The sequence below is a fragment of the Mesorhizobium sp. WSM2240 genome (assembly GCF_040438645.1).
Taxonomy (GTDB): Bacteria; Pseudomonadota; Alphaproteobacteria; order Rhizobiales; family Rhizobiaceae; genus Allomesorhizobium.
In genome coordinates this window covers 4,161,011-4,178,740 of sequence record NZ_CP159253.1, presented here as the reverse complement: position 1 = coordinate 4,178,740, position 17,730 = coordinate 4,161,011, and the positions used below count along the sequence as shown (strand labels likewise).

Here is a 17,730-nt window from a genome sequence, read left to right as displayed (position 1 = left end):
GTTCGCTGGGCCGCAGGCCCGCGTCCCGCAGCCCTTGCACACGCCGGAAGGCGTGATTGGAGAGACTTATGGCCACGCAGCGCATCCTCGACTTTCTCGCCACCCGACGTCCGAACGGCCCCTGCCTCGTCGTCGACCTCGACGTCGTGCGCGATAATTTCCGCGCCTTCGAGAAGGCACTTCCCGATTCCAAGATCTACTACGCGGTGAAGGCAAACCCGGCGCCGGAGATCCTGCGCCTCCTTGCCTCGATAGGCTCGTCCTTTGACACCGCGTCGGTTGCCGAAGTCGAGATGGCGATGGACGCCGGTGCGCCTGCTGAGCGTATCTCCTTCGGCAACACCATCAAGAAGGAGCGCGACATTCTTCGCGCGTATGAGCTGGGCATCCGGCTGTTCGCCGTGGACTGCGTCGAAGAGGTCGAGAAGATCGCCCGCGTCGCTCCGGGCGCACGGGTGTTCTGCCGCGTCTTGACCGACGGCGAGGGCGCCGAATGGCCGCTGTCGCGCAAGTTCGGCTGCGTGCCGGCGATGGCGGTCGACGTGCTGCGCCGCGCCCGCGAACTCGGCCTCGAGGCCTATGGCGTGTCTTTCCATGTCGGCTCGCAGCAGACGGACCTGTCGGCCTGGGACCGCGCGCTGGGCGACGCCAAGCAGGTTTTCGCGACGCTCGCCGCCGAAGGCATCGTCCTGAAGATGGTCAATATGGGCGGCGGTTTTCCGACCCGCTATTTGAAGGATGTTCCCGTCGCCCGCGCGTATGGCGAGGCAATCTTCTCGGCGCTGCGCAAGCATTTCGGCAACAACATCCCGGAAACCATCATCGAGCCGGGTCGCGGCATGGTCGGCAATGCCGGCGTCATCAAGTCGGAAGTCGTGCTGATCTCGAAGAAGGCCGACAACGACAATGTGCGTTGGGTATTTCTCGACATCGGCAAGTTCGGCGGCTTGGCCGAGACGATGGACGAGGCGATCCGCTACCCGATCGTGACGCCGCGTGACGGCGGCGAGGTGGCGCCCTGCGTGCTCGCCGGCCCGACCTGCGATTCGGCCGACGTGATGTACGAGAAGACGCCGTATCCGCTGCCGCTGTCGCTGACCATCGGCGACGAGGTGCTGATCGAGGGAACCGGCGCCTACACCACGACCTACGCCTCGGTCGCCTTCAACGGCTTCGAGCCTCTCCGATCCTACGTGATCTGACGGGCTCACGCCTGTCGGATCACCCTGTCGCCGGCTTTGTCCGGCGGCGGGCTCGCTTGTGGAACAGTTTCTGCTCGTGAAGGACTGCGGAAATGGAATTCTCTAATTCTTTTGTTGAAGGCCGGGCTGTCGGTGATTGGTTGATCTCCCCCACAAGGGAGATAGGCAGCGTCAACGCCTTCGCCATCGTTGCCGAATCTGCCGCGGACATCCCCGCGCGCGAGGCTCTGCTCGACCGCGCGATGGGGCCGAAGCGCCGGAAAAAATCGTCGGAAAAGCTGCGTCGCGGCCGTCGCCCGTCGGAAGGGCTGGCCTTGGTCGCACGCGATGCGGCGGGAACGGTGGTCGGCACAGTCAGGCTTTGGGATGTGGCGTTGGGCGAGGGCGGTGAGGCAGCCCTTTTGCTGGGGCCGCTGGCCGTCTGCCCGTCGCAGAAAAGCGCCGGCATCGGTTCGGCGCTGATGCGTCATGCCGTTGCCGAAGCCAGGCGGCTCGGCCACGGGATCATCCTTCTGGTTGGCGACGAACCCTATTATGGACGGTTCGGCTTTTCGGCCGGGAAGACAGGTCGGCTGGCGATGCCTGGCCCGTATGAGCAGCATCGCTTCCTGGCGCTCGAGCTCCGCGAAGGGGCGCTGGACGGAGCGGCCGGAACCTTGCGGGCAGCTGGCCGGAAGCTCAAATCCGGCCGGACGCTGCTCGCCGCCTGAACGTATTCGGGAGAACCGGCAAACGGTTCTCCCGATCCAGATTACAACAGCTGGCTGAGCGCCATGGCGACCGACATGTCGCCTTCGACCTTGATCTTGCCGGTCATGAAGGCCGAGGTCGGGTTCAGATCGCCGGCGACCAGCGATTCCAGATCTTCGAGCGACAGCTTGATGGTGCAGTCGGTGGGCGCGTCGGTCGTCGAGATCGTGGAGCCATCGATGACGATCACGCCGTCCGAGCCGGTGTCGAACTTGACCGAGCGGTCGAAGCTCGAGGCTTCGACACGCGGCTTCATCGTGTCGGCAATTTCCTGAACGCCCATGATCTGCTCCTCGTTTGCGATACGCGCGACGCGCCTGTTTCGTTGTGCGCCAGAGCCGCCCAAGGCACAAGCCAACGCGACCGGCAATCGCCTCCCTATAGCGTTGCATTTACGTTTACGTCAACGCAAGCTGGCCGGATTGGTGTGCGCCAGAACCGACAAGTAGCAGCCGTCAGTGCGCAGCTGCGGGCAACTCGGCTTTGTTCCCCGCCTCGATCGCCTTGGTTCGCCGGCGCACCGAGTTGTCGCGGATCTCGTCCTTGGACAGGAAGTCGATCTGCTCGACCAGAATGTCGTCGATCAGCGCATCCTGAACGCGGGCGTTGATGGCGTCGCGGATGCCAGCCCGGAACGCCTCGAGATCGAGCGTCTCGTTGGCGGAGAAATCGAGCTGCGGGTTGGAATAGAGATAGGAATAGACCTCGTCGACCAGGATCGCTTCGGCTGGGACTGAAAGCAGCTTGAGCTTGGCCGGGTCCACGACATAGACCAGTCGCGCCAGGAAATAGCCGTTGATCTTCGAATTCCTGAGTATGGGGACGGATATTACGTCGGTTTTGACATAGTCGAGGCCGCCGAAGAGAGCCGGCCCTGCCTCGGATTTGGCGCCGGATGCCTGGAACGAATAGATGACGGCGCCGATAGTGACGACGCAGATCCAGATCGCGGCGGCAATGAATTTTATCAACGCGCCCACCCGAATTCGCCGGCCGAGTAGGTGCCGTCGGCCTCGGAGCGCTGGATGGCGTTCTGCATCAGATTGGCGACCTCACTGACCGCGTTCAGATGCGCGCGGATCGCGGCTTCGTTGGTTGCGAGCTTTTCGCGCAGGCGCTTGATGCCGTCGCGGTGCTCGGCCAGGAAATCGCTTTCGCCGACGCCCTTCATGGCGCGGGTGAGTTCGTAGAGATAGCGGCTCTTGCGGGCGTTCGACGATTTGATGTCGAAGCCGATATCGGTGCGGATCGCCGCCGTCTCCTCCTCGACTGCTTCCTCGATGCGGCCGATCAGCGCGGAAAAATTCCCCGGCCGCGCGGGTGCGGGTTCCGGCGCAGCAGTGCGGGCCGGCAGGTTCTGAACGAATTGCGTGTAGTCCGACATCATTGGTCCCGTGTTCAGGATTTCGTTTCGGCGGGGTCGGCCCGGTCTTCAAAAAGCGAGCGGGCGACATTGCGCTGCATCTCCTGCACCAGCGCCGTCGACAGCATCGCCTGCTGGTCGGCTTCGGCCTGCTCCGGCCCTCCCGAAACGGGGCCGACCGGCAGCATCTTTTCGCCCTCGACATAATGATCGCCGAGGATGCGGTCCGAAATGCCGATGCCGCCGCGCTCGGCCATGGCGTCGGCCAGCTTTCCCGCGAGCATGGATTTCCACATGTCGCCGGCGACGCCCTTGCCGTAGACGTTTTCGGCGTTCTTCGGCAGCATGTTCTGGATGAAGGTTTCCAGCACCATCGCCTCGAAGCGCTTGAACGTATCCGGAGACTTGCCCCGATCTGGCGCGGCGGCATTTCGCATGTCGCCGAGCGAAAAGGCGGCCGCCGTTCCACCGACCGCGCCGCCGCGCCGCGCCAGCTGCGCGCGCGCCGCCTCGATGCCGGCGGGCTCTACGGCCCGCGCCACGTCCAGAACGATGTCGCTGGGTGGAGAAATCGCCACAAGCCGACCTTATTATGGGTTTCCTGGTCCGCAGAATGACTCAACAAGCTTGTGGCAGGCTTGCGAGGGGAAAGCGCCGATGACCACCGCCGTCACTGCGCGCCGATGAACTGGCGCAGTTCCGGAGTCTTTGGCGTGGTGAAGACCTCTTGCGGCGGGCCGATTTCGTGGACCCGGCCCTGGTGCATGAAGACGAGGCGCGAGCAGACGTCGCGGGCGAAGCGCATCTCGTGGGTGACCATCAATAGCGTCATGCCGTCGGCCGCGAGTTCCTTGACCACGGCCAGCACCTCGGCGACGAGTTCGGGGTCGAGCGCCGACGTGATCTCGTCGCACAGGAGCGCGATCGGTTGCATGGCGAGAGCGCGCGCGATCGCGACGCGCTGCTGCTGACCACCGGAGAGTTGTTCGGGAAAGGCCTCGAACTTGTGGGCGAGTCCGACGCGGTCGAGCATCTTCCTCGCCATGGCCTCGGCTTCGGGCTTGGGCGTCTTCTTCACCACCATCTGCGACAGCATGACGTTTCCGCCGGCGGTCAGATGCGGGAACAGGTTGAACTGCTGGAAGATCATGCCGACCTTGAGGCGCAGCGCCTTCAGATGGACCTCGTCCGGCAAGAGTTGCGCGCCGGCAACGACGATCGACCCATCATCGATAGTCTCCAGCCCGTTGATGCAGCGCAGCAGCGTCGACTTGCCGGATCCCGATTTGCCGATGATGGCGATGACTTCGCCCGGCTCGACGTCGATCGAAATGCCCTTCAGCACCTCGTTGTCGCCGAAACGCTTCTTCACCTCAGTGATTGCGATGAGCGACATTGAGCCTCCTTTCCAGCACCTGGCTGGATTTCGATAACGGCCAGCAAAGCGCGAAATAGATCAGGGCGACGAGGCCGTAGACGGTGAATGGCTGGAAGGTGGCGTTGGTGACGACCGAGCCAGCCTTGGAGAGCTCGACGAAGCCGATGATGGACGTGAGCGCGGTACCCTTCACCACCTGGACGGAGAAGCCGACGGTTGGCGGCACGGCGACCTTGAGCGCCTGCGGCAGGATCACCCAGCGCATCTGCTGGACATAGCCCATGCCGAGCGAAGACGACGCCTCCCACTGGCCCTTGGCGATCGATTCGACACAGCCGCGCCAGATTTCGGCCAGAAAGGCCGCTGTCCAGAGCACCAGCGCCACGCCGGCGGCGAGCCAGGCGGGAACGTTGATGCCGAACAGGCCGAGGCCGAAGAAAGCGAGGAAAAGCTGCATCAAGAGCGGTGTGCCCTGGAACAGCTCGATATAGCCCTTGGCGAGCAGGCGGGCGACACGGTTGCCGCCGATCCGGACGAACAAAAGCAGCGCACCGACGATGCCGCCGCCGATGAATGAGACCAGCGAAAGCGCGATCGTCCAGCGGGTGGCCAGAAGCAGGTTGCGCAATATGTCCCAGAGCGTGAACTCGACCATCGATCAGGCACTCTTTTTCGGGAACAGCGCCCAACCGAGGCCGGACAGCGCCTGGCGCAGCAGGATGGCGAGGACTAGATAGATCAGCGTAGAGACGAAATAGGTCTCGAAGGCGCGGAAGTTGCGCGACTGGATGAAGTTGGCCGCGAACGTCAAATCCTCCGCCGCGATCTGCGACACGACTGCCGAGCCCAGCATGACGATGACGATCTGCGAGGATAGCGCCGGCCAGATGCGCTGCAGCGCCGGGATCAGCACCACATACCAGAAGGTCTGGAACGGCGTCATGGCGAGGCTGGCGCCGGCCTCGAACTGGCCGCGCGGGGTGGCCTGGATGCCGGCGCGGATGATCTCACAGCTATAGGCGCCGAGATTGACGATCATGGCAAGATTGGCGGCGGTCAGCTCCGACATCTGGACGCCGAGCGAGGGCAGGCCGAAGAAGATGAAGAAGAGCTGGATCAGAAAAGGCGTGTTGCGGATCAGTTCGACATAGCCCGCCACGGCCGGTTTCAGCCAGACGGGACCGAGCGCCCTGACCCAGGCGCAGGCCGTGCCGAGCCCAACGCCAAGCACCGCGCCGACGAGGATGAGCTGCAGCGTTATGCCGATGCCCTTCAGAAGCACCGGCATATACGGAAGAAGCCAGCCGAAATCGAACTGGTATGTCACCGGGCGCAGTTCCTGCCGCCCCGTCCTACATCTCCGCCGGCAGGTCGAGCTTCAGCCATTCCTGCGAGATCGCATTGAGGCTGCCGTCGGCCTTGGCGGCCGCGATGATCTCGTTGACCTTGGCCATCAGCGCCGGCTCGTTCTTGTTCATGCCGATGTAGCAAGGCGAGTTCTTGATGAGGAACTTCATCTCCGGGCGCTTGGGCGGGTTCTTCTCGAGGATCGCTGCAGCGACGACATTGCCGGTCGCGACAACCTCGACTTGGCCCGACAGGAAGGCGGAGATGGTGCCGTTGTTGTCCTCGTAGCGCTTGATGTCGGCGTCGGCTGGCGCGATCTTGGTCAGCTCCAGATCCTCGATCGCGCCGCGGGTGACGCCGACCGTCTTGCCGCTGAGATCCTCGGCCTTTGCGACCGCGACGTCGGCGGGCGCAAAGACGCCATTGAAGAAGGGCGCGTAGGCGTCCGAGAAGTCGATCACCGCCTCGCGCTCGGCGTTCTTGCCGAGGCTGGAGATGACGAGATCGACCTTGCTGGTCTGGAGGTAGGGAATGCGGTTGGCGCTGGTGACCGGCACGATCTCGACCTTGGCGCCCAGCTTCTCGCCGATCAGATTGGCCATGTCGATGTCGTAGCCGCGCGGGGCCATGTCTGTGCCGACGCTCCCAAAGGGCGGAAAGTCCTGCGGCACCGCGATGCGGACAGTGCCTCGTGCGGCTATGTCGGCCAGGGCGTCGGCGCGGGCAACGGTGGCGTCGGACAGCGCCAGTCCGACGATGGCCGCGCCCAGGGTCGCGACTAAGGCTCTGCGGTTCATATGATTTCCTTTTGCTTATTTACCGTTCACGGTTCCACCGGACGGATGCAACAGCCATGCCAAACGCGCGCCGGTCAGGCATTCGCGGGCAAAGCCCGACCGCTGCGCGGGCGTTTGCGCCTGGTTGTCTATCGCGACCGCTGTTTGCCTAAATAATGTGCAGCGCCGCAGCGCTGCAGCGCTGCAGGAGCGCATCAAGAGTTGGCGACCTTCTCGCCGTCATCGAAACATGGATCAGCAACGCTCGAAGGGGAATTCCGGAGCGCTTGCGAAACGATGGCGGGCCAATCTGCCCTTCTACTCGCCTGGCCGCTTGCGCTCGATCACTTCGAGCCGCTCGCGGTCGGCGCTGTCGCGGTCGTCCTGGCGGCGGACGTCGCGATAGGCGCGCTCGACCATGTTGGTGCGGGCGGTAGCGGTTGCGATGCGGTCGACTTCCTCGCGGGCGAGCAAGAGGTTCTGCTCCTGGCGGGCGAGCGCCTGGCCGATGCGGCGGTTGTAGACTTCCGGAAACAGGACGGACATCGACTCCTGCGCATCGAAGCGGGCGGCTAGTTCCGCCGCCTCGTGACCGGCAGCCGCCGCGGCGGAGACAAAGCCGGCATGGCGGGTCTCGTGCAGCGCCTTCAGCTGCTCCTGCACCGTCACCAGCTTGCGCAGCCGTTCCTTGCGGGTGGTCATGCTCAGCGCCCCAGTGCGGTTGCCATGAAGCCATCGGCAAACAGAGCGAGCATGGATCCGGCTCCGAAATAGATGATGATCAGCCCGCCGGCGATGACGAAGGGCAGCGAGATGAAATAGACCGGAATCTGCGGCACCAGCTTGTTGACGAAGCCGATCGTCAGATTGACCAGGATCGCATAGGCTACGAACGGGCTGCCGAGCCTCAGCACCATGAAGAACGCCTCCGACAGCGTGTCGGCGACGTCGACGAGGGCGGCCTGCGGATTGAAGAAGACGTTGAGCGGCGCCACCGAATAGGAGGCGACGAGCGCGCGTACGATCCCGTGGTGGAAATCGAAGACGAAAAGCAGGAGCAGCGCCGAGAACGATATGATCGAGGCGAGGGCGGCCTGCGGCTCCGCCTCCTCGATGCCAGGCCCGGCCATGCCGCCATAGCCGATCAGCATGGCGACGCCGGCTCCGATGAACTGCAGCGCCATCATATAGAGCCGCGCCATCAGGCCGATCAGCGCGCCGATCATCAGTTCGGAGACGATCATCGGGGCGAGGATCTGCGGCCGGCGGTCGATGAGCGGCAGGATCTGGTCCCAGAGGTGGACGAGCAGGGCACCGGTCGCGGCGATGGCGACGAACAGCCTGATCTGCACCGGAACGCGGACGCTGGCGAGCCCCGGCATCAAGAGAAAGCAGCCGCCAACGCGGCAGAAGGCGACGAAGGCGGCGAGTACGATCGCCTCGGCCGTAGCGCTCACGAAATCGTCCCGAGGACGCGGATTTCGACACCTTTGGCGATCTCGACATGGCTGAGCACCGGCAGTGTCGAGAACAGCCGCTCGATGATCATGCGAACATAGGGGCGGGCGTCGGGCGCGGTGACGATGACGAAGCGCTCTCCGGCGTCGAGATAGTTTCGGATCGCCTTGGTGGCCTCCTGGCCGAATTCCTCGAGCTGGCGCGGGTCGATGTCGAATTCGCGGATTTCGCCCTTGGCGTCGCGCTTGAGGCTCTGGTGGAAGGCGAGATCCCAGCGGTTGCCGAGGCGCAGCACCTTCAGCACGCCGCCCTCCGAAAGATCGCCGCAGATCTGCTGCGCCATGCGGATGCGGACATGCTCGACGATCTGCTCGGTGCGGCGCACATGCGGCGCGATCTCGGCGATCGCCTCGATGATCAGATGCAGATTGCGGATCGAGACGCGCTCGGCCAAGAGCAGCTTCAGCACCGCCTGCAGGCCGGGATAGGAGATGTGCGAGGTGCAGATTTCGTCGGCGAGCTTGCGGTATTCGGCGTCCTGGCGCTCGAGCAGCGCCTTCATGTCCTTGTAGGAGAGAAGCTGCGGCAGGTTGTTGCGGATCACTTCCGAGAGGTGGGTAAGCAGCACCGACATGTTGTCGGCGAAGGTGAACTGCTCGCGCTTCAGATCCTCGCCGAACATTTCGGGGACGGAATAGGCGCGCATGCCGAAGGCCGGTTCGCGAACTTCCTCGCCCGGGATGGCGGGCACATCGCGCGTGCCGAGCAGCACCATGATCTCACCGACGCGCATCTGGTACTCGGCGACGACCGTGCCGTGGATCTTGATCTGGTAGCTCTTCGACGGGATGGTCAGATCGTCGGTCAGGCGCACTTCGGGCACGACGAAGCCGTATTGCGACGCGAATTTCCTGCGCATCTTGCCCATGCGGAAGGCGAGTTCCTGATGCGAGACGAGCAGCTTGGTCGACAGTTGCTTGCCGATCAGGAGCTCGATCTCGGCCGTCTTCAGCGACGCCTTGACCGAGTTCTTTTCCTCGTGCTCCTTCGTCGCCTTCTCCTGTTCGTCTGCCGCCTTGGCCTCGGCGACGCGGCGGTTGTGCTGCATCGGGATGATGTAACCGACCGCGGCCATCGAAGCGGCGAGCGCCACGAACGGGAACATCGGCAGGCCGGGCATCAGCGCGAGCACGACGAGCAGCACCGCCGCGACATAGAGAGCGCGCGGATAGGCGCCGAGCTGGCCGAACACCGCCTGATTGGTGGAGCCGCGCGTGCCGCCCTTCGACACCAGCAGGCCGGCGGCGAGCGAGACGATCAGCGCCGGGATCTGGGTGACGAGGCCGTCGCCGACCGAAAGCTTTATGAAAACGTCGGAGGCTTCAGCCATGCCCATGTCGTGGCGGAAATAGCCGATGGCGATGCCGCCGACGATGTTGATTGCCGTGATGATGATGCCGGCGATGGCGTCGCCGCGCACGAATTTCGAGGCGCCGTCCATGGAGCCGAAGAAGGAGCTCTCCTCCTCCAGTTCGCGGCGGCGAAGCTGCGCGGTCTTGTCGTCGATCATGCCGGCCGAAAGGTCTGCGTCGATCGACATCTGCTTGCCCGGGATGGCGTCGAGGGTGAAGCGTGCACCGACCTCGGCGATGCGCGTTGCGCCCTTGGTGATGACGATGAAATTCACCACGATCAGGATCATGAAGACGATCAGCCCGATGACGAAATCGCCCGACATCACCAGGCGCGCGAAGCCGCTGATGACATAGCCGGCGGCATGCGTTCCCTCATTGCCTTCCGACAGGATCTGCCGCGTCGTGGCTAGGTTGAGCGACAGGCGCAGCATCGTCGCGATCAGCAGGATCGTCGGGAACGACGAGAAGTCGAGCGGCCGCTGGATCCACAGCGCCACCATCAGGATCAGCACCGACAGCGCGATCGAGAAGGCAAGCCCGATGTCGATCATGAAGGCCGGGATCGGCAGGAACAGAACCGCCAGGATGACGACTATGCCGAGCGCGAAGAAAACGTCGCGGCCGTTCCTGGCCGGGCTGCCTGCGGGAAACGTCTCCGAAATCGCCATTTTTCTGTCCACGTCCGTCCGGCAGCAGGGCGGCAAATGCGCGGCCCGGCGTTGTCAGGGTAGGCGGCCAAGCTTGCGCGAAAGTGGGGGAGGCCAGCGCAGATGACGAAGGCGATTGGCTAAATGCCCTCATCGGGCTTATCGTGCCGGCTTTGGAGGAGACGCCATGCCCGCAACGTGTTCCACGCAAGCCCGATCCCGCCTGAACCGCAGCCCGCTCGCCGCACTGGCGTCAGGCGCGCTGGCTGTTGCATTCGCCGCATCGGCCAGCGCCGCCGAGTCATCGACGCTCGCAGTCGCCGGTTTCGCCTTCAAGGATACGTCGGGCGAGGTCCGGGACCAGACGGCCGAACACGCGGCGCGGCTTAAGGAATTCGGCGCGGTGCTGCAGGACGACCTGTCGGCGAGCCCGAAGCTCGAACTCGTCGCCCTGCCGTGCGAAGCCGGCCGATGCGGCGACCTCGGCGCGATCGCAACGCAGGCCAAGGCCGCGAGCGCGAGATACCTGCTGGTCGGCGAGGTCCACAAGATGAGCACGCTGGTCGGCTGGGTGAAGTTCGCTGTGCTCGATCTGAGCGAAAACAAGCCCGTCTGCGACCGCTATCTGACCTACCGGGGCGACACAGACGAGGCATGGCGGCGGGCGGCTGCATTCACCGCGCGCGATATCGGCAAGTATTGCCTTCCGTAGGGTGCTGAGCTGCGTCTCCCTTCCTGTTGAGGGAGACGCAGCTATTCTTTCAGTTCCGGCACCCTCACTCTTTAGAGTTGGGTATCCGGTCCCGGATCGCCGCCGGCCGCGGCTATCGCCAGCCTGCGCAGGTAATGGTTCCAGCCCTTTTCATGGCTGGCGCGCTCCTTCTCGTCCGGCAGCCCGCTATGGGTGAAGCGTACCAGAGTGCCGCCGGCCTTCTCCTCCAGGTCGATCTCGATCAGGCTCGATCCGGGCGGCATGTCGTCGCGCCCTTCCCAGCCGAAACTGTAGGCGAGGCGGTGGACGGGGATCACTTCCGTGAACTGGCCGCGGGCGACGTACTTGTCGCCGACACTGACGAGATAGATGCCGCCGGGATGCGCCTCCACATTCGCCTCCGAACCCATCCAGCGCATGATCTTGTCGGGGTCGGTCAGGAAAGCAAAAACCGTCGCCTGCGGGGCTGATATCTCGATCTCGCTGCGAAGCGTCTCGGTCATGGGCGGCCTCCTCCTGTTGGCAATGTCATTCCGCACGAGCCACAATGTAGGCCGATCGCCGTTCGACGCAAGAAAACTGCCGCCATCCTCATGACAGGCGCGTGAGGCCATTGCATGATCGCGGGCATGCGGCTGCCCTCCTCCCTCTCCTTCCTGCTCGACGAGGCAATCGACTCGCCTGGCGCCGACGCCTTCCTGACGGCACTCGGCGCGAAGCTCGTCGCGGACGGTCTGCCGCTCGCCGGCGGCGCGCTCACCCAGGCCGCGCCGCACCCGATCATCGCGCGGCGCACCTGGCTGTGGCGCACCGATACCAATCGGGTGATCGAGGCGCTGGGCTTCGGCTTCGCCGGTCCCGCCGGTCCCGGGCATGCCAATGTCGGTCGCGACTGGCTGGCAGGCCTCGGCGCCGCTGCCGTACAGGAGGATCTGGTCGGCGCTCCGGCCTCGGCCGGCGGCGACGCCCCGGAAAGCGCAGTGCTCGGCTGGGCTGCGACCCGGCCGCTCAGCGGGGCCGAATCTGAGTTGCTGCATGAGGTGGCGCGATATGCGGCCGCGCCGCTTGCCGTGCTCGCCGCGCGCTCGACGCTCAACGCGCTGCTGGAGACCTATCTCGGCCGGCGCAGCGCGGCGCAGGTGCAGGCAGGCCGGCTGCGGCGCGAACCCGGCGAGACCATTCAGGCGGCGCTGCTCTTTGCCGATTTGCGCGGCTTCACCGAACTGTCGGAGTCCAGCGCACCTCAGGAGGTGGTCGCAGCGCTCGACGCTTGGTTCGACCGCATCGCCGGCGCCGTCCATGCCTTTGGCGGCGAGGTGCTGAAGTTCATCGGCGACGGCGTGCTGGCGATCTTCCCGATCGGCGAACGTGAAGCAGCCGCCGCATGCGAAGCGGCGCTGCGGGCGGTCGCGGCGGCGCGCGCCGGCATGGACCACCTCGACCGCAGCCGCGCCGCGCAAGGCCTGCCGCCGCTGCCGTTCGGCACGGCGCTGCATGTCGGCGAGATGCTGTGGGGCAATATCGGCACCGCCGACCGGCTGGATTTCACCGCGATCGGCCGCGCGGTGAACCTGGTGAGCCGGCTGGAGAGCCTGTGCCGGCCGCTTGGCCGGACGGTGCTGCTTTCCGACGCCTTCGCGGCGGAAACGACGCAGCCGCTGATCCCGCTCGGCGAACACAGACTGCGCGGCATCGCCGAGCCATGCGCGGTGTTTGCGCTTGCGGAGTGAAGCGCGCCGTGGCGTCTTAGCTCGGAGATGGGAGGTCGCGTTCCGGAGCGATGCGACGGACGCGGGTGAGTGTCTGTCATCTGAATCGCCAGATCCGGCTCGCTTTGCTCGCCGACCTCTCCATCGAGGGGAGGTAGGACGCTGGGCGTGCTCCCGCAGGGACAGTTTCCGAAATCCGGAGAACGCACATTTGGCCGCTACCAAGCACTAGCTCGCGGGGCGTACGCTCACGCGCAGCCGACGGTCGATTTTAGCCAGCATCGTTGGTAAGGCTTAAGCTGGTTCTGACAACGCCACATTCGAGGAACAACTGCTTCACACCAACCCTTCACGTATTTGCATTCGAGCAGGCGCCATGAAGCCCAAACGCGCATGACCTTCGACCAGATATTCATCTTCGCCCTCCTCGGCGCGGTGTTCGCCATGCTGGTCTGGGGCCGTATCCGATTCGATCTTGTCGCCTTCTCCGCGCTCATCATAGGCGTGATCGGCGGCGCGGTGTCGGCAGAGCAGGCATTTGCCGGTTTCGGCCACGAGACGACGCTCATCATCGCCTTCGTGCTGGTCATCTCGCGGGCCATGGTCAACGCCGGCGTGGTGGAGATGATCGCACGCTACGTCGTTTCGGCCTCGCGCCCGCTGCCCGCCCATATCGGGGTGATGGCGATGATCGGGGCGGCCCTTTCGGCCATTATCAACAATGTAGCGGCGATCGCGATCTTGATGTCGCTCGATATCGAAGCGGCGAAGAAGGCCGGACGATCGCCGTCGCTTTCACTCATGCCGCTGTCTTATGCAACCATCCTAGGCGGCATGGTGACCATGATAGGCACGCCCTCCAACATCGTCATCGCCCAGTTCAGGGGGCGTGCGTTGGGCGAACCATATTCCATGTTCGACTTCGCTCCGGTCGGCCTCGTGGTGGCTACGGTCGGCATTGCCTTTGTCGCGATCGCCGGCTGGCGCTTCATTCCGCAGCGCCAGGCCGAAGGGGCGACTTCTGTGCAGGGCGATGCCGGGCTTTTCGTGGCCGAGGCCAAGGTGCCGGAAAAATCCGATGTGATCGGAAAGACGCCGGCCGATCTCGTTGAACTCAGCGACGAGCATGACGTGATCGTTCTGGGGTTGATCAGGAGCGGCAAAAGGCTGCCCGGCTTCGCCCGCCGCGAAGTCATCCGTAAAGGCGACTTCCTGGTGCTTGAGGGTGAGCCTGCCTCCGTCGAAGCCTTTGCGGGTGCTGCCAAGCTCGACCTGACCCACCGTGAGAAGGAACTCGGCCTCACGGACAAGTCGACCAAACTGATCGAGGCGATTGTGCCTGAAAATTCGCGCGCCGACGGCCGTTCGGCTTTCGGGCTGGGGCTGATGGTCAATTACGGCGTGACGCTTCTCGGCGTCTCGCGCAAGGGCAAGCGCTTCCGCGAGCGCGTGAGAAAGCTGACGATGCGGCCGGGCGACGTTCTCCTCCTGCTGGGACCTGAAAAGCGCCTTTCCCTGGCAACCGAATGGCTGGGGGTGCTGCCGTTGGCGCAGAAGGAGCATGCAGTCATCCAGCGCCGCAAGGCGATGCTCACTATCAGCGTCTTCGTCGCGAGCGTCGGAGCCTCGGTCGCCGGGCTGATCCCCCTGTCGATTGCACTGGCGATCGTCGTCGCGGCCTATGCAGTGCTCAACATTGTCGGCCCGCGCGAGATCTACGATTCGGTCGAATGGCCGGTGATCGTGCTTCTGGGCTCGCTCATCCCGCTTGGAACCGCCTTCGAGGAAGCGGGCGGCACGGAGCTCATCGCCAACGCCATCGTCGGCCAGACTGGAGGCTTCCCGGTCTGGGCAATTCTGGCCGTGGTTATGGCGGTTACGATGGTGCTTTCAGACTTCCTGAACAGTATCGCCACATCGCTCATCGCCGCGCCAATCGGCGTCGGCGTGGCGCAGGCGGTCGGGGCATCGCCCGACGCCTTCCTAATGGGCGTCGCAATCGCCGCCACCTGCGGCTTCCTCACCCCGATCGGCCACAAGAACAACACCATCATCATGGGACCGGGCGGCTACCGCTTCGGCGACTACTGGCGCATTGGCGTGCCGCTGGAGATGCTGACCATCGCGGTCGCCGTCCCGGCAACCTTATTGTTCTGGGGGTGAAGAGGTACAGCTCGCCATCCACCATCATAGCGCCTGCATACGATTGCAGCGGCCGTCGTACTTCAAGGGAGACTTGGATTGACGGCGTTGTCAGAAATCGACGAATGCCGTCTCATGGCGCGAGGCGGACATCAGCTGCTTGCAGGAAGAAGTCCCTAAAACCCGGTCTCCACCCGCTCGAAGATGATATTGGTGAAGGCCGAGATCTGGCTGCCGATGAACGGGCCGGTGAACGCCACCACCAGCATGATGGCGACGATCTTCGGGACGAAGGTCAGCGTGATTTCCTGGATCTGTGTCAGCGCCTGGACCAGCGCGATGCCGACGCCGACCAACATCGCGACGGCGACCGCCGGACCCGACGCGGTCAGCACCGTCCAGATGGCGAACTGGACTATGTCGAGGGCGTCGGCCTCATTCATGGCGTGCGTTTCCGAAAAGATGGAGCCGCTTCGGATGGGATCACGCGGGTAAATCCAGATGCGGTTCTCGACGTCCTTGCGGGTGGGAGGTGAGGGCCATCAACAACCGACAGCGGAAAGGTTCTGGCCGATAAGCCGCTCATGACGCGCTGGGCGCGATTTTGATGCCCGGGCCGACGGTGACCTCCTTGCCGCCTTCCAGCACCGCGACGATGCCGTCGGAGAGGAGCCGCACCTCGGCGACCTTGCCCGTCACCTTGCCGTCGGCAGAGGTGATGGTGCGCCCGATCAGAGCGTCGGCCTGCGCCAGCGACGAGGATTGCAGGAGCTGGTCGAGCTTGGTGTTGATCTGCACCGACTGCTCGACCTGCGAGAATGCGGCGAGCTGCGCCACGTATTGTGTCGAATCCATCGGGTTGGTCGGATCCTGGTTCTTCATCTCGGCGACCAGCAGCTTCAGGAAGGACTGGTAATCGACCGCCGTCTTCGAAGTCTGGTCCGTCGAATTGGCAGTCGACGTCTGCGTCGTATTCATCTGGACGTTCATCAGTTCTCTCCAACCGCGATCGGGCGGGGCTGCTCTGGCGCAGCCTGCGGGAAGCCAAGCGCCTGGGCCTCGAGCGGATAGAGCCCGCGGATTGCCTTCAGCGCGTCGTAGACATGGCCTTCGCCGACCAGGCGGTCGACCTGCTTCAGCGTGGTGCAGATATGGGCGTCGTCGAAGCTGGCAAGCAGCAGCGGCAGCGACCGGCGGAACATGGCGCGCGCCTCGGCCGCGCCGTTCGGGTCCATCAGCATGACCTGCAGCATGAAATAGAGTTGGCGCAGCGGCGTCGACGCCTCGCTGGGCTGCAGCACATGGTTCTGCAGCAGGAACTGCACGTCATTGAGGAGCTCGATCGTCACCTTGCGGTCGACGCTGATGACCGCGCCGTTCAGATAGATCTTCTCATTGGGCTTCAGCGAGATTTTCAGCGTGTTCTTCATTGAATGCCGTCCCGGATGATCTGCGAGACCTCGATCAGCCCCTCGAAATTGTCGGAGCGGCCCTGGCGGACCTCCTCGGCCTCGCGCAGCAGCCACAGGCCGATGGAGATCAGGTTGGCGCGCAACTCCTTGGGCAGGGCGTTTTCGGGATTGCCGAGGTCTTCCACGAAGGAGGTCCAGACGCGGTTGGTGAAGTGGAGCGCCTCGATGGCCTCCATGGAGTTGGTGCCGACCGAGCTTGCGGTGGTCAGGAGATCGATCGAGCGGGTGAGCAGCTGCCTTTCCCGATCCTTGGCGTCGGCCACGGAGTCGGTCTGAATGTCGGCATAGGAAAATTGGTACATTTGCCCCTTACCCCAGGAATCTCAGGAAGCTCAGTTGCTGTATGCGCGCGGTGAGCGCGTATGAGGTCTCGATATGCGAGAGCAGGTCGGCGACCCGGGTCGACGCCTCGTAGGGATCGACGCCCTCAAGGTCGAGGATCTGCCGCTCGAAGAGATCCGACTGCAGTTTTATGCGCTGGCTGGCGTCGGTGACGCGCTTTTCGGTGATGCCGGTCTCGGCCCGCAGCGTGCCGAGATCGGCGATCGCCTCGCCGACTAGGGTGACCGCCCGCGCGATCGCGGCCGATTGGCCGGCGATACTGACTTCGCTCGACAGGAGATCGCTGATCGTGGCGGCGGCCATGGCCAGCTTGCGCACGCCGTCATTGTTGGCGCTGACCGAGGTGACCGCCGTCTCGTTGAGCGCGATGCGGCTGACGATCGCCTGGTCGGTGGCGTTGGACCAGTTGGCCTGCCAGCCGGCGCCGAGGAATTGCGGCTCGACAGAGGTGAGGAAGGCTTCCATGTCCGGCTTGGCAATGGCGGCGGCCGCCGGGTCGCTCTGCGCGAAGCCGAAATGGGCGAGGAAAGCCGCGTCGAATGCGGCCTTGGCGGACGAGCCGGCGGCTGTGAAATCGTCGAGCGGCTTCACGTCGGTGTTTGTGCCGGCGAAGAGATGCTCGCCGTTGAAGCTGCTGTTGAGCAGCGAGGTCAGCGCCTTGAGCGTCGCCTCGCCGCTGGCCTGGGTGACGTCTGCCAGCGCGTCCCCCGACGAAGCCGAGGTGAGCGTGGCGAGGAAATCCTGCGCGGTCAAGGTGATCTGGTCGAGCGCCTTTTGCGTGGCCGAAAGGCGCGACGAAACCAGCCCGTTGGAATCGACGATGCCCTTCAGCCGCTCGATGTCGCGGGTAAACGAGATGGACGAAGCGGTGCGTGCGCCGAGCGCCAGGCCGGCGTCGGCGACCTTGCCGGTCGAGACTTCCTTTTGCGCCTTGACGAGTTCGCCCTGCGAGCGGACCAGCGAGTAGCGCATCGCCTGCGATACGGCGGCGGAGGAGACGAAGGAGGTCTTCATGGC

Annotated in this window: 22 protein-coding genes; 5 read left to right on the top strand and 17 right to left on the bottom strand. The window is 64.3% G+C overall.

The annotated features are described in order from the left end of the window. Nucleotides 1-68 precede the first annotated feature (68 nt). Together odc2 and ABVK50_RS20670 are read left to right on the top strand one after the other, a co-directional pair. Entirely contained in the window at nt 69-1,202 is a 1,134-nt protein-coding gene (gene odc2, locus ABVK50_RS20675) for an ornithine/lysine decarboxylase (protein ID WP_353644802.1), read from the top strand. A 140-nt stretch (nt 1,203-1,342) separates the two neighbouring features. Then, nucleotides 1,343-1,912 (top strand): N-acetyltransferase, encoded by a 570-nt coding sequence (locus ABVK50_RS20670; RefSeq protein ID WP_353646964.1) that lies wholly within the window; start codon nt 1,343-1,345, stop codon nt 1,910-1,912. Between the two features lie 41 nt (nt 1,913-1,953). Here ABVK50_RS20670 and ABVK50_RS20665 read toward each other — a convergent pair whose 3' ends face one another. The 11 genes from ABVK50_RS20665 to flhA form a co-directional block, all read right to left on the bottom strand. After that, entirely contained in the window at nt 1,954-2,235 is a 282-nt protein-coding gene (locus ABVK50_RS20665) for an SCP2 sterol-binding domain-containing protein (protein WP_353644804.1), read from the bottom strand. Nucleotides 2,236-2,407: 172 nt separating this feature from the next. Beyond that, complete coding sequence (locus tag ABVK50_RS20660; protein ID WP_353644805.1) at nt 2,408-2,923, bottom strand: hypothetical protein; 516 nt, start codon at nt 2,921-2,923, stop codon at nt 2,408-2,410. Continuing rightward, nucleotides 2,920-3,336, bottom strand: coding sequence for a hypothetical protein (locus ABVK50_RS20655; protein ID WP_353644806.1), 417 nt, complete (start codon nt 3,334-3,336; stop codon nt 2,920-2,922). The genes ABVK50_RS20660 and ABVK50_RS20655 overlap by 4 nt, the downstream gene beginning before the upstream one ends. Nucleotides 3,337-3,350: 14 nt before the next feature. After that, the gene (locus ABVK50_RS20650; protein ID WP_353644807.1) at nt 3,351-3,893 is read right to left on the bottom strand and encodes a rod-binding protein; all 543 of its coding nucleotides are present in this window, start codon (nt 3,891-3,893) and stop codon (nt 3,351-3,353) included. A gap of 92 nt (nt 3,894-3,985) precedes the next feature. Next, complete coding sequence (locus ABVK50_RS20645; RefSeq protein WP_353644808.1) at nt 3,986-4,711, bottom strand: amino acid ABC transporter ATP-binding protein; 726 nt, start codon at nt 4,709-4,711, stop codon at nt 3,986-3,988. Next, nucleotides 4,689-5,348, bottom strand: a complete 660-nt coding sequence (locus ABVK50_RS20640; protein WP_353644809.1) for an amino acid ABC transporter permease — start codon at nt 5,346-5,348, stop codon at nt 4,689-4,691. Before ABVK50_RS20640 ends, ABVK50_RS20645 begins: the two co-directional genes overlap by 23 nt. A 3-nt stretch (nt 5,349-5,351) precedes the next feature. Then, on the bottom strand, nt 5,352-6,020 hold the full coding sequence (locus ABVK50_RS20635) for an amino acid ABC transporter permease (protein ID WP_353644810.1): 669 nt from the start codon (nt 6,018-6,020) through the stop codon (nt 5,352-5,354). A gap of 25 nt (nt 6,021-6,045) precedes the next feature. After that, entirely contained in the window at nt 6,046-6,837 is a 792-nt protein-coding gene (locus ABVK50_RS20630; RefSeq protein WP_353644811.1) for a transporter substrate-binding domain-containing protein, read from the bottom strand. Between the two features lie 297 nt (nt 6,838-7,134). After that, on the bottom strand, nt 7,135-7,518 hold the full coding sequence (locus tag ABVK50_RS20625) for a hypothetical protein (protein WP_353644812.1): 384 nt from the start codon (nt 7,516-7,518) through the stop codon (nt 7,135-7,137). Nucleotides 7,519-7,520: 2 nt separating this feature from the next. Beyond that, nucleotides 7,521-8,273, bottom strand: coding sequence for a flagellar biosynthetic protein FliR (gene fliR / locus ABVK50_RS20620; protein ID WP_353644813.1), 753 nt, complete (start codon nt 8,271-8,273; stop codon nt 7,521-7,523). Beyond that, the gene (gene flhA, locus ABVK50_RS20615) at nt 8,270-10,357 is read right to left on the bottom strand and encodes a flagellar biosynthesis protein FlhA (protein WP_353644814.1); all 2,088 of its coding nucleotides are present in this window, start codon (nt 10,355-10,357) and stop codon (nt 8,270-8,272) included. Before flhA ends, fliR begins: the two co-directional genes overlap by 4 nt. A gap of 166 nt (nt 10,358-10,523) precedes the next feature. On the opposite strand from flhA, the gene ABVK50_RS20610 reads away from it, so the two are divergent. Then, nucleotides 10,524-11,048, top strand: a complete 525-nt coding sequence (locus ABVK50_RS20610) for a DUF2380 domain-containing protein (RefSeq protein ID WP_353644815.1) — start codon at nt 10,524-10,526, stop codon at nt 11,046-11,048. Nucleotides 11,049-11,119: 71 nt separating this feature from the next. Here ABVK50_RS20610 and ABVK50_RS20605 read toward each other — a convergent pair whose 3' ends face one another. Beyond that, nucleotides 11,120-11,551, bottom strand: a complete 432-nt coding sequence (locus ABVK50_RS20605) for an SRPBCC domain-containing protein (protein ID WP_353644816.1) — start codon at nt 11,549-11,551, stop codon at nt 11,120-11,122. 126 nt (nt 11,552-11,677) lie between these two features. On the opposite strand from ABVK50_RS20605, the gene ABVK50_RS20600 reads away from it, so the two are divergent. Continuing rightward, nucleotides 11,678-12,778: an adenylate/guanylate cyclase domain-containing protein gene (locus ABVK50_RS20600; protein ID WP_353645862.1), complete on the top strand. Its 1,101-nt coding sequence runs from the start codon at nt 11,678-11,680 to the stop codon at nt 12,776-12,778. 372 nt (nt 12,779-13,150) lie between these two features. Next, complete coding sequence (locus ABVK50_RS20595) at nt 13,151-14,920, top strand: SLC13 family permease (RefSeq protein WP_353644817.1); 1,770 nt, start codon at nt 13,151-13,153, stop codon at nt 14,918-14,920. 155 nt (nt 14,921-15,075) lie between these two features. Here the strand turns inward: ABVK50_RS20595 and fliQ are convergent, their stop codons facing one another. The 5 genes from fliQ to ABVK50_RS20570 all read right to left on the bottom strand — a co-directional run bounded on the left by fliQ (nt 15,076) and on the right by ABVK50_RS20570 (nt 17,727). Then, nucleotides 15,076-15,342: a flagellar biosynthesis protein FliQ gene (gene fliQ / locus ABVK50_RS20590; protein WP_353644818.1), complete on the bottom strand. Its 267-nt coding sequence runs from the start codon at nt 15,340-15,342 to the stop codon at nt 15,076-15,078. Nucleotides 15,343-15,481: 139 nt separating this feature from the next. Beyond that, nucleotides 15,482-15,889 (bottom strand): flagellar hook assembly protein FlgD, encoded by a 408-nt coding sequence (gene flgD / locus ABVK50_RS20585; protein WP_353644819.1) that lies wholly within the window; start codon nt 15,887-15,889, stop codon nt 15,482-15,484. Further along, the gene (gene flbT, locus ABVK50_RS20580; RefSeq protein ID WP_353644820.1) at nt 15,889-16,329 is read right to left on the bottom strand and encodes a flagellar biosynthesis repressor FlbT; all 441 of its coding nucleotides are present in this window, start codon (nt 16,327-16,329) and stop codon (nt 15,889-15,891) included. The genes flgD and flbT overlap by 1 nt, the downstream gene beginning before the upstream one ends. Then, nucleotides 16,326-16,673, bottom strand: coding sequence for a flagellar biosynthesis regulator FlaF (gene flaF, locus ABVK50_RS20575; protein WP_165027509.1), 348 nt, complete (start codon nt 16,671-16,673; stop codon nt 16,326-16,328). Before flaF ends, flbT begins: the two co-directional genes overlap by 4 nt. A 7-nt stretch (nt 16,674-16,680) precedes the next feature. After that, entirely contained in the window at nt 16,681-17,727 is a 1,047-nt protein-coding gene (locus tag ABVK50_RS20570; protein WP_353644821.1) for a flagellar hook-associated family protein, read from the bottom strand. Nucleotides 17,728-17,730 lie beyond the last annotated feature (3 nt).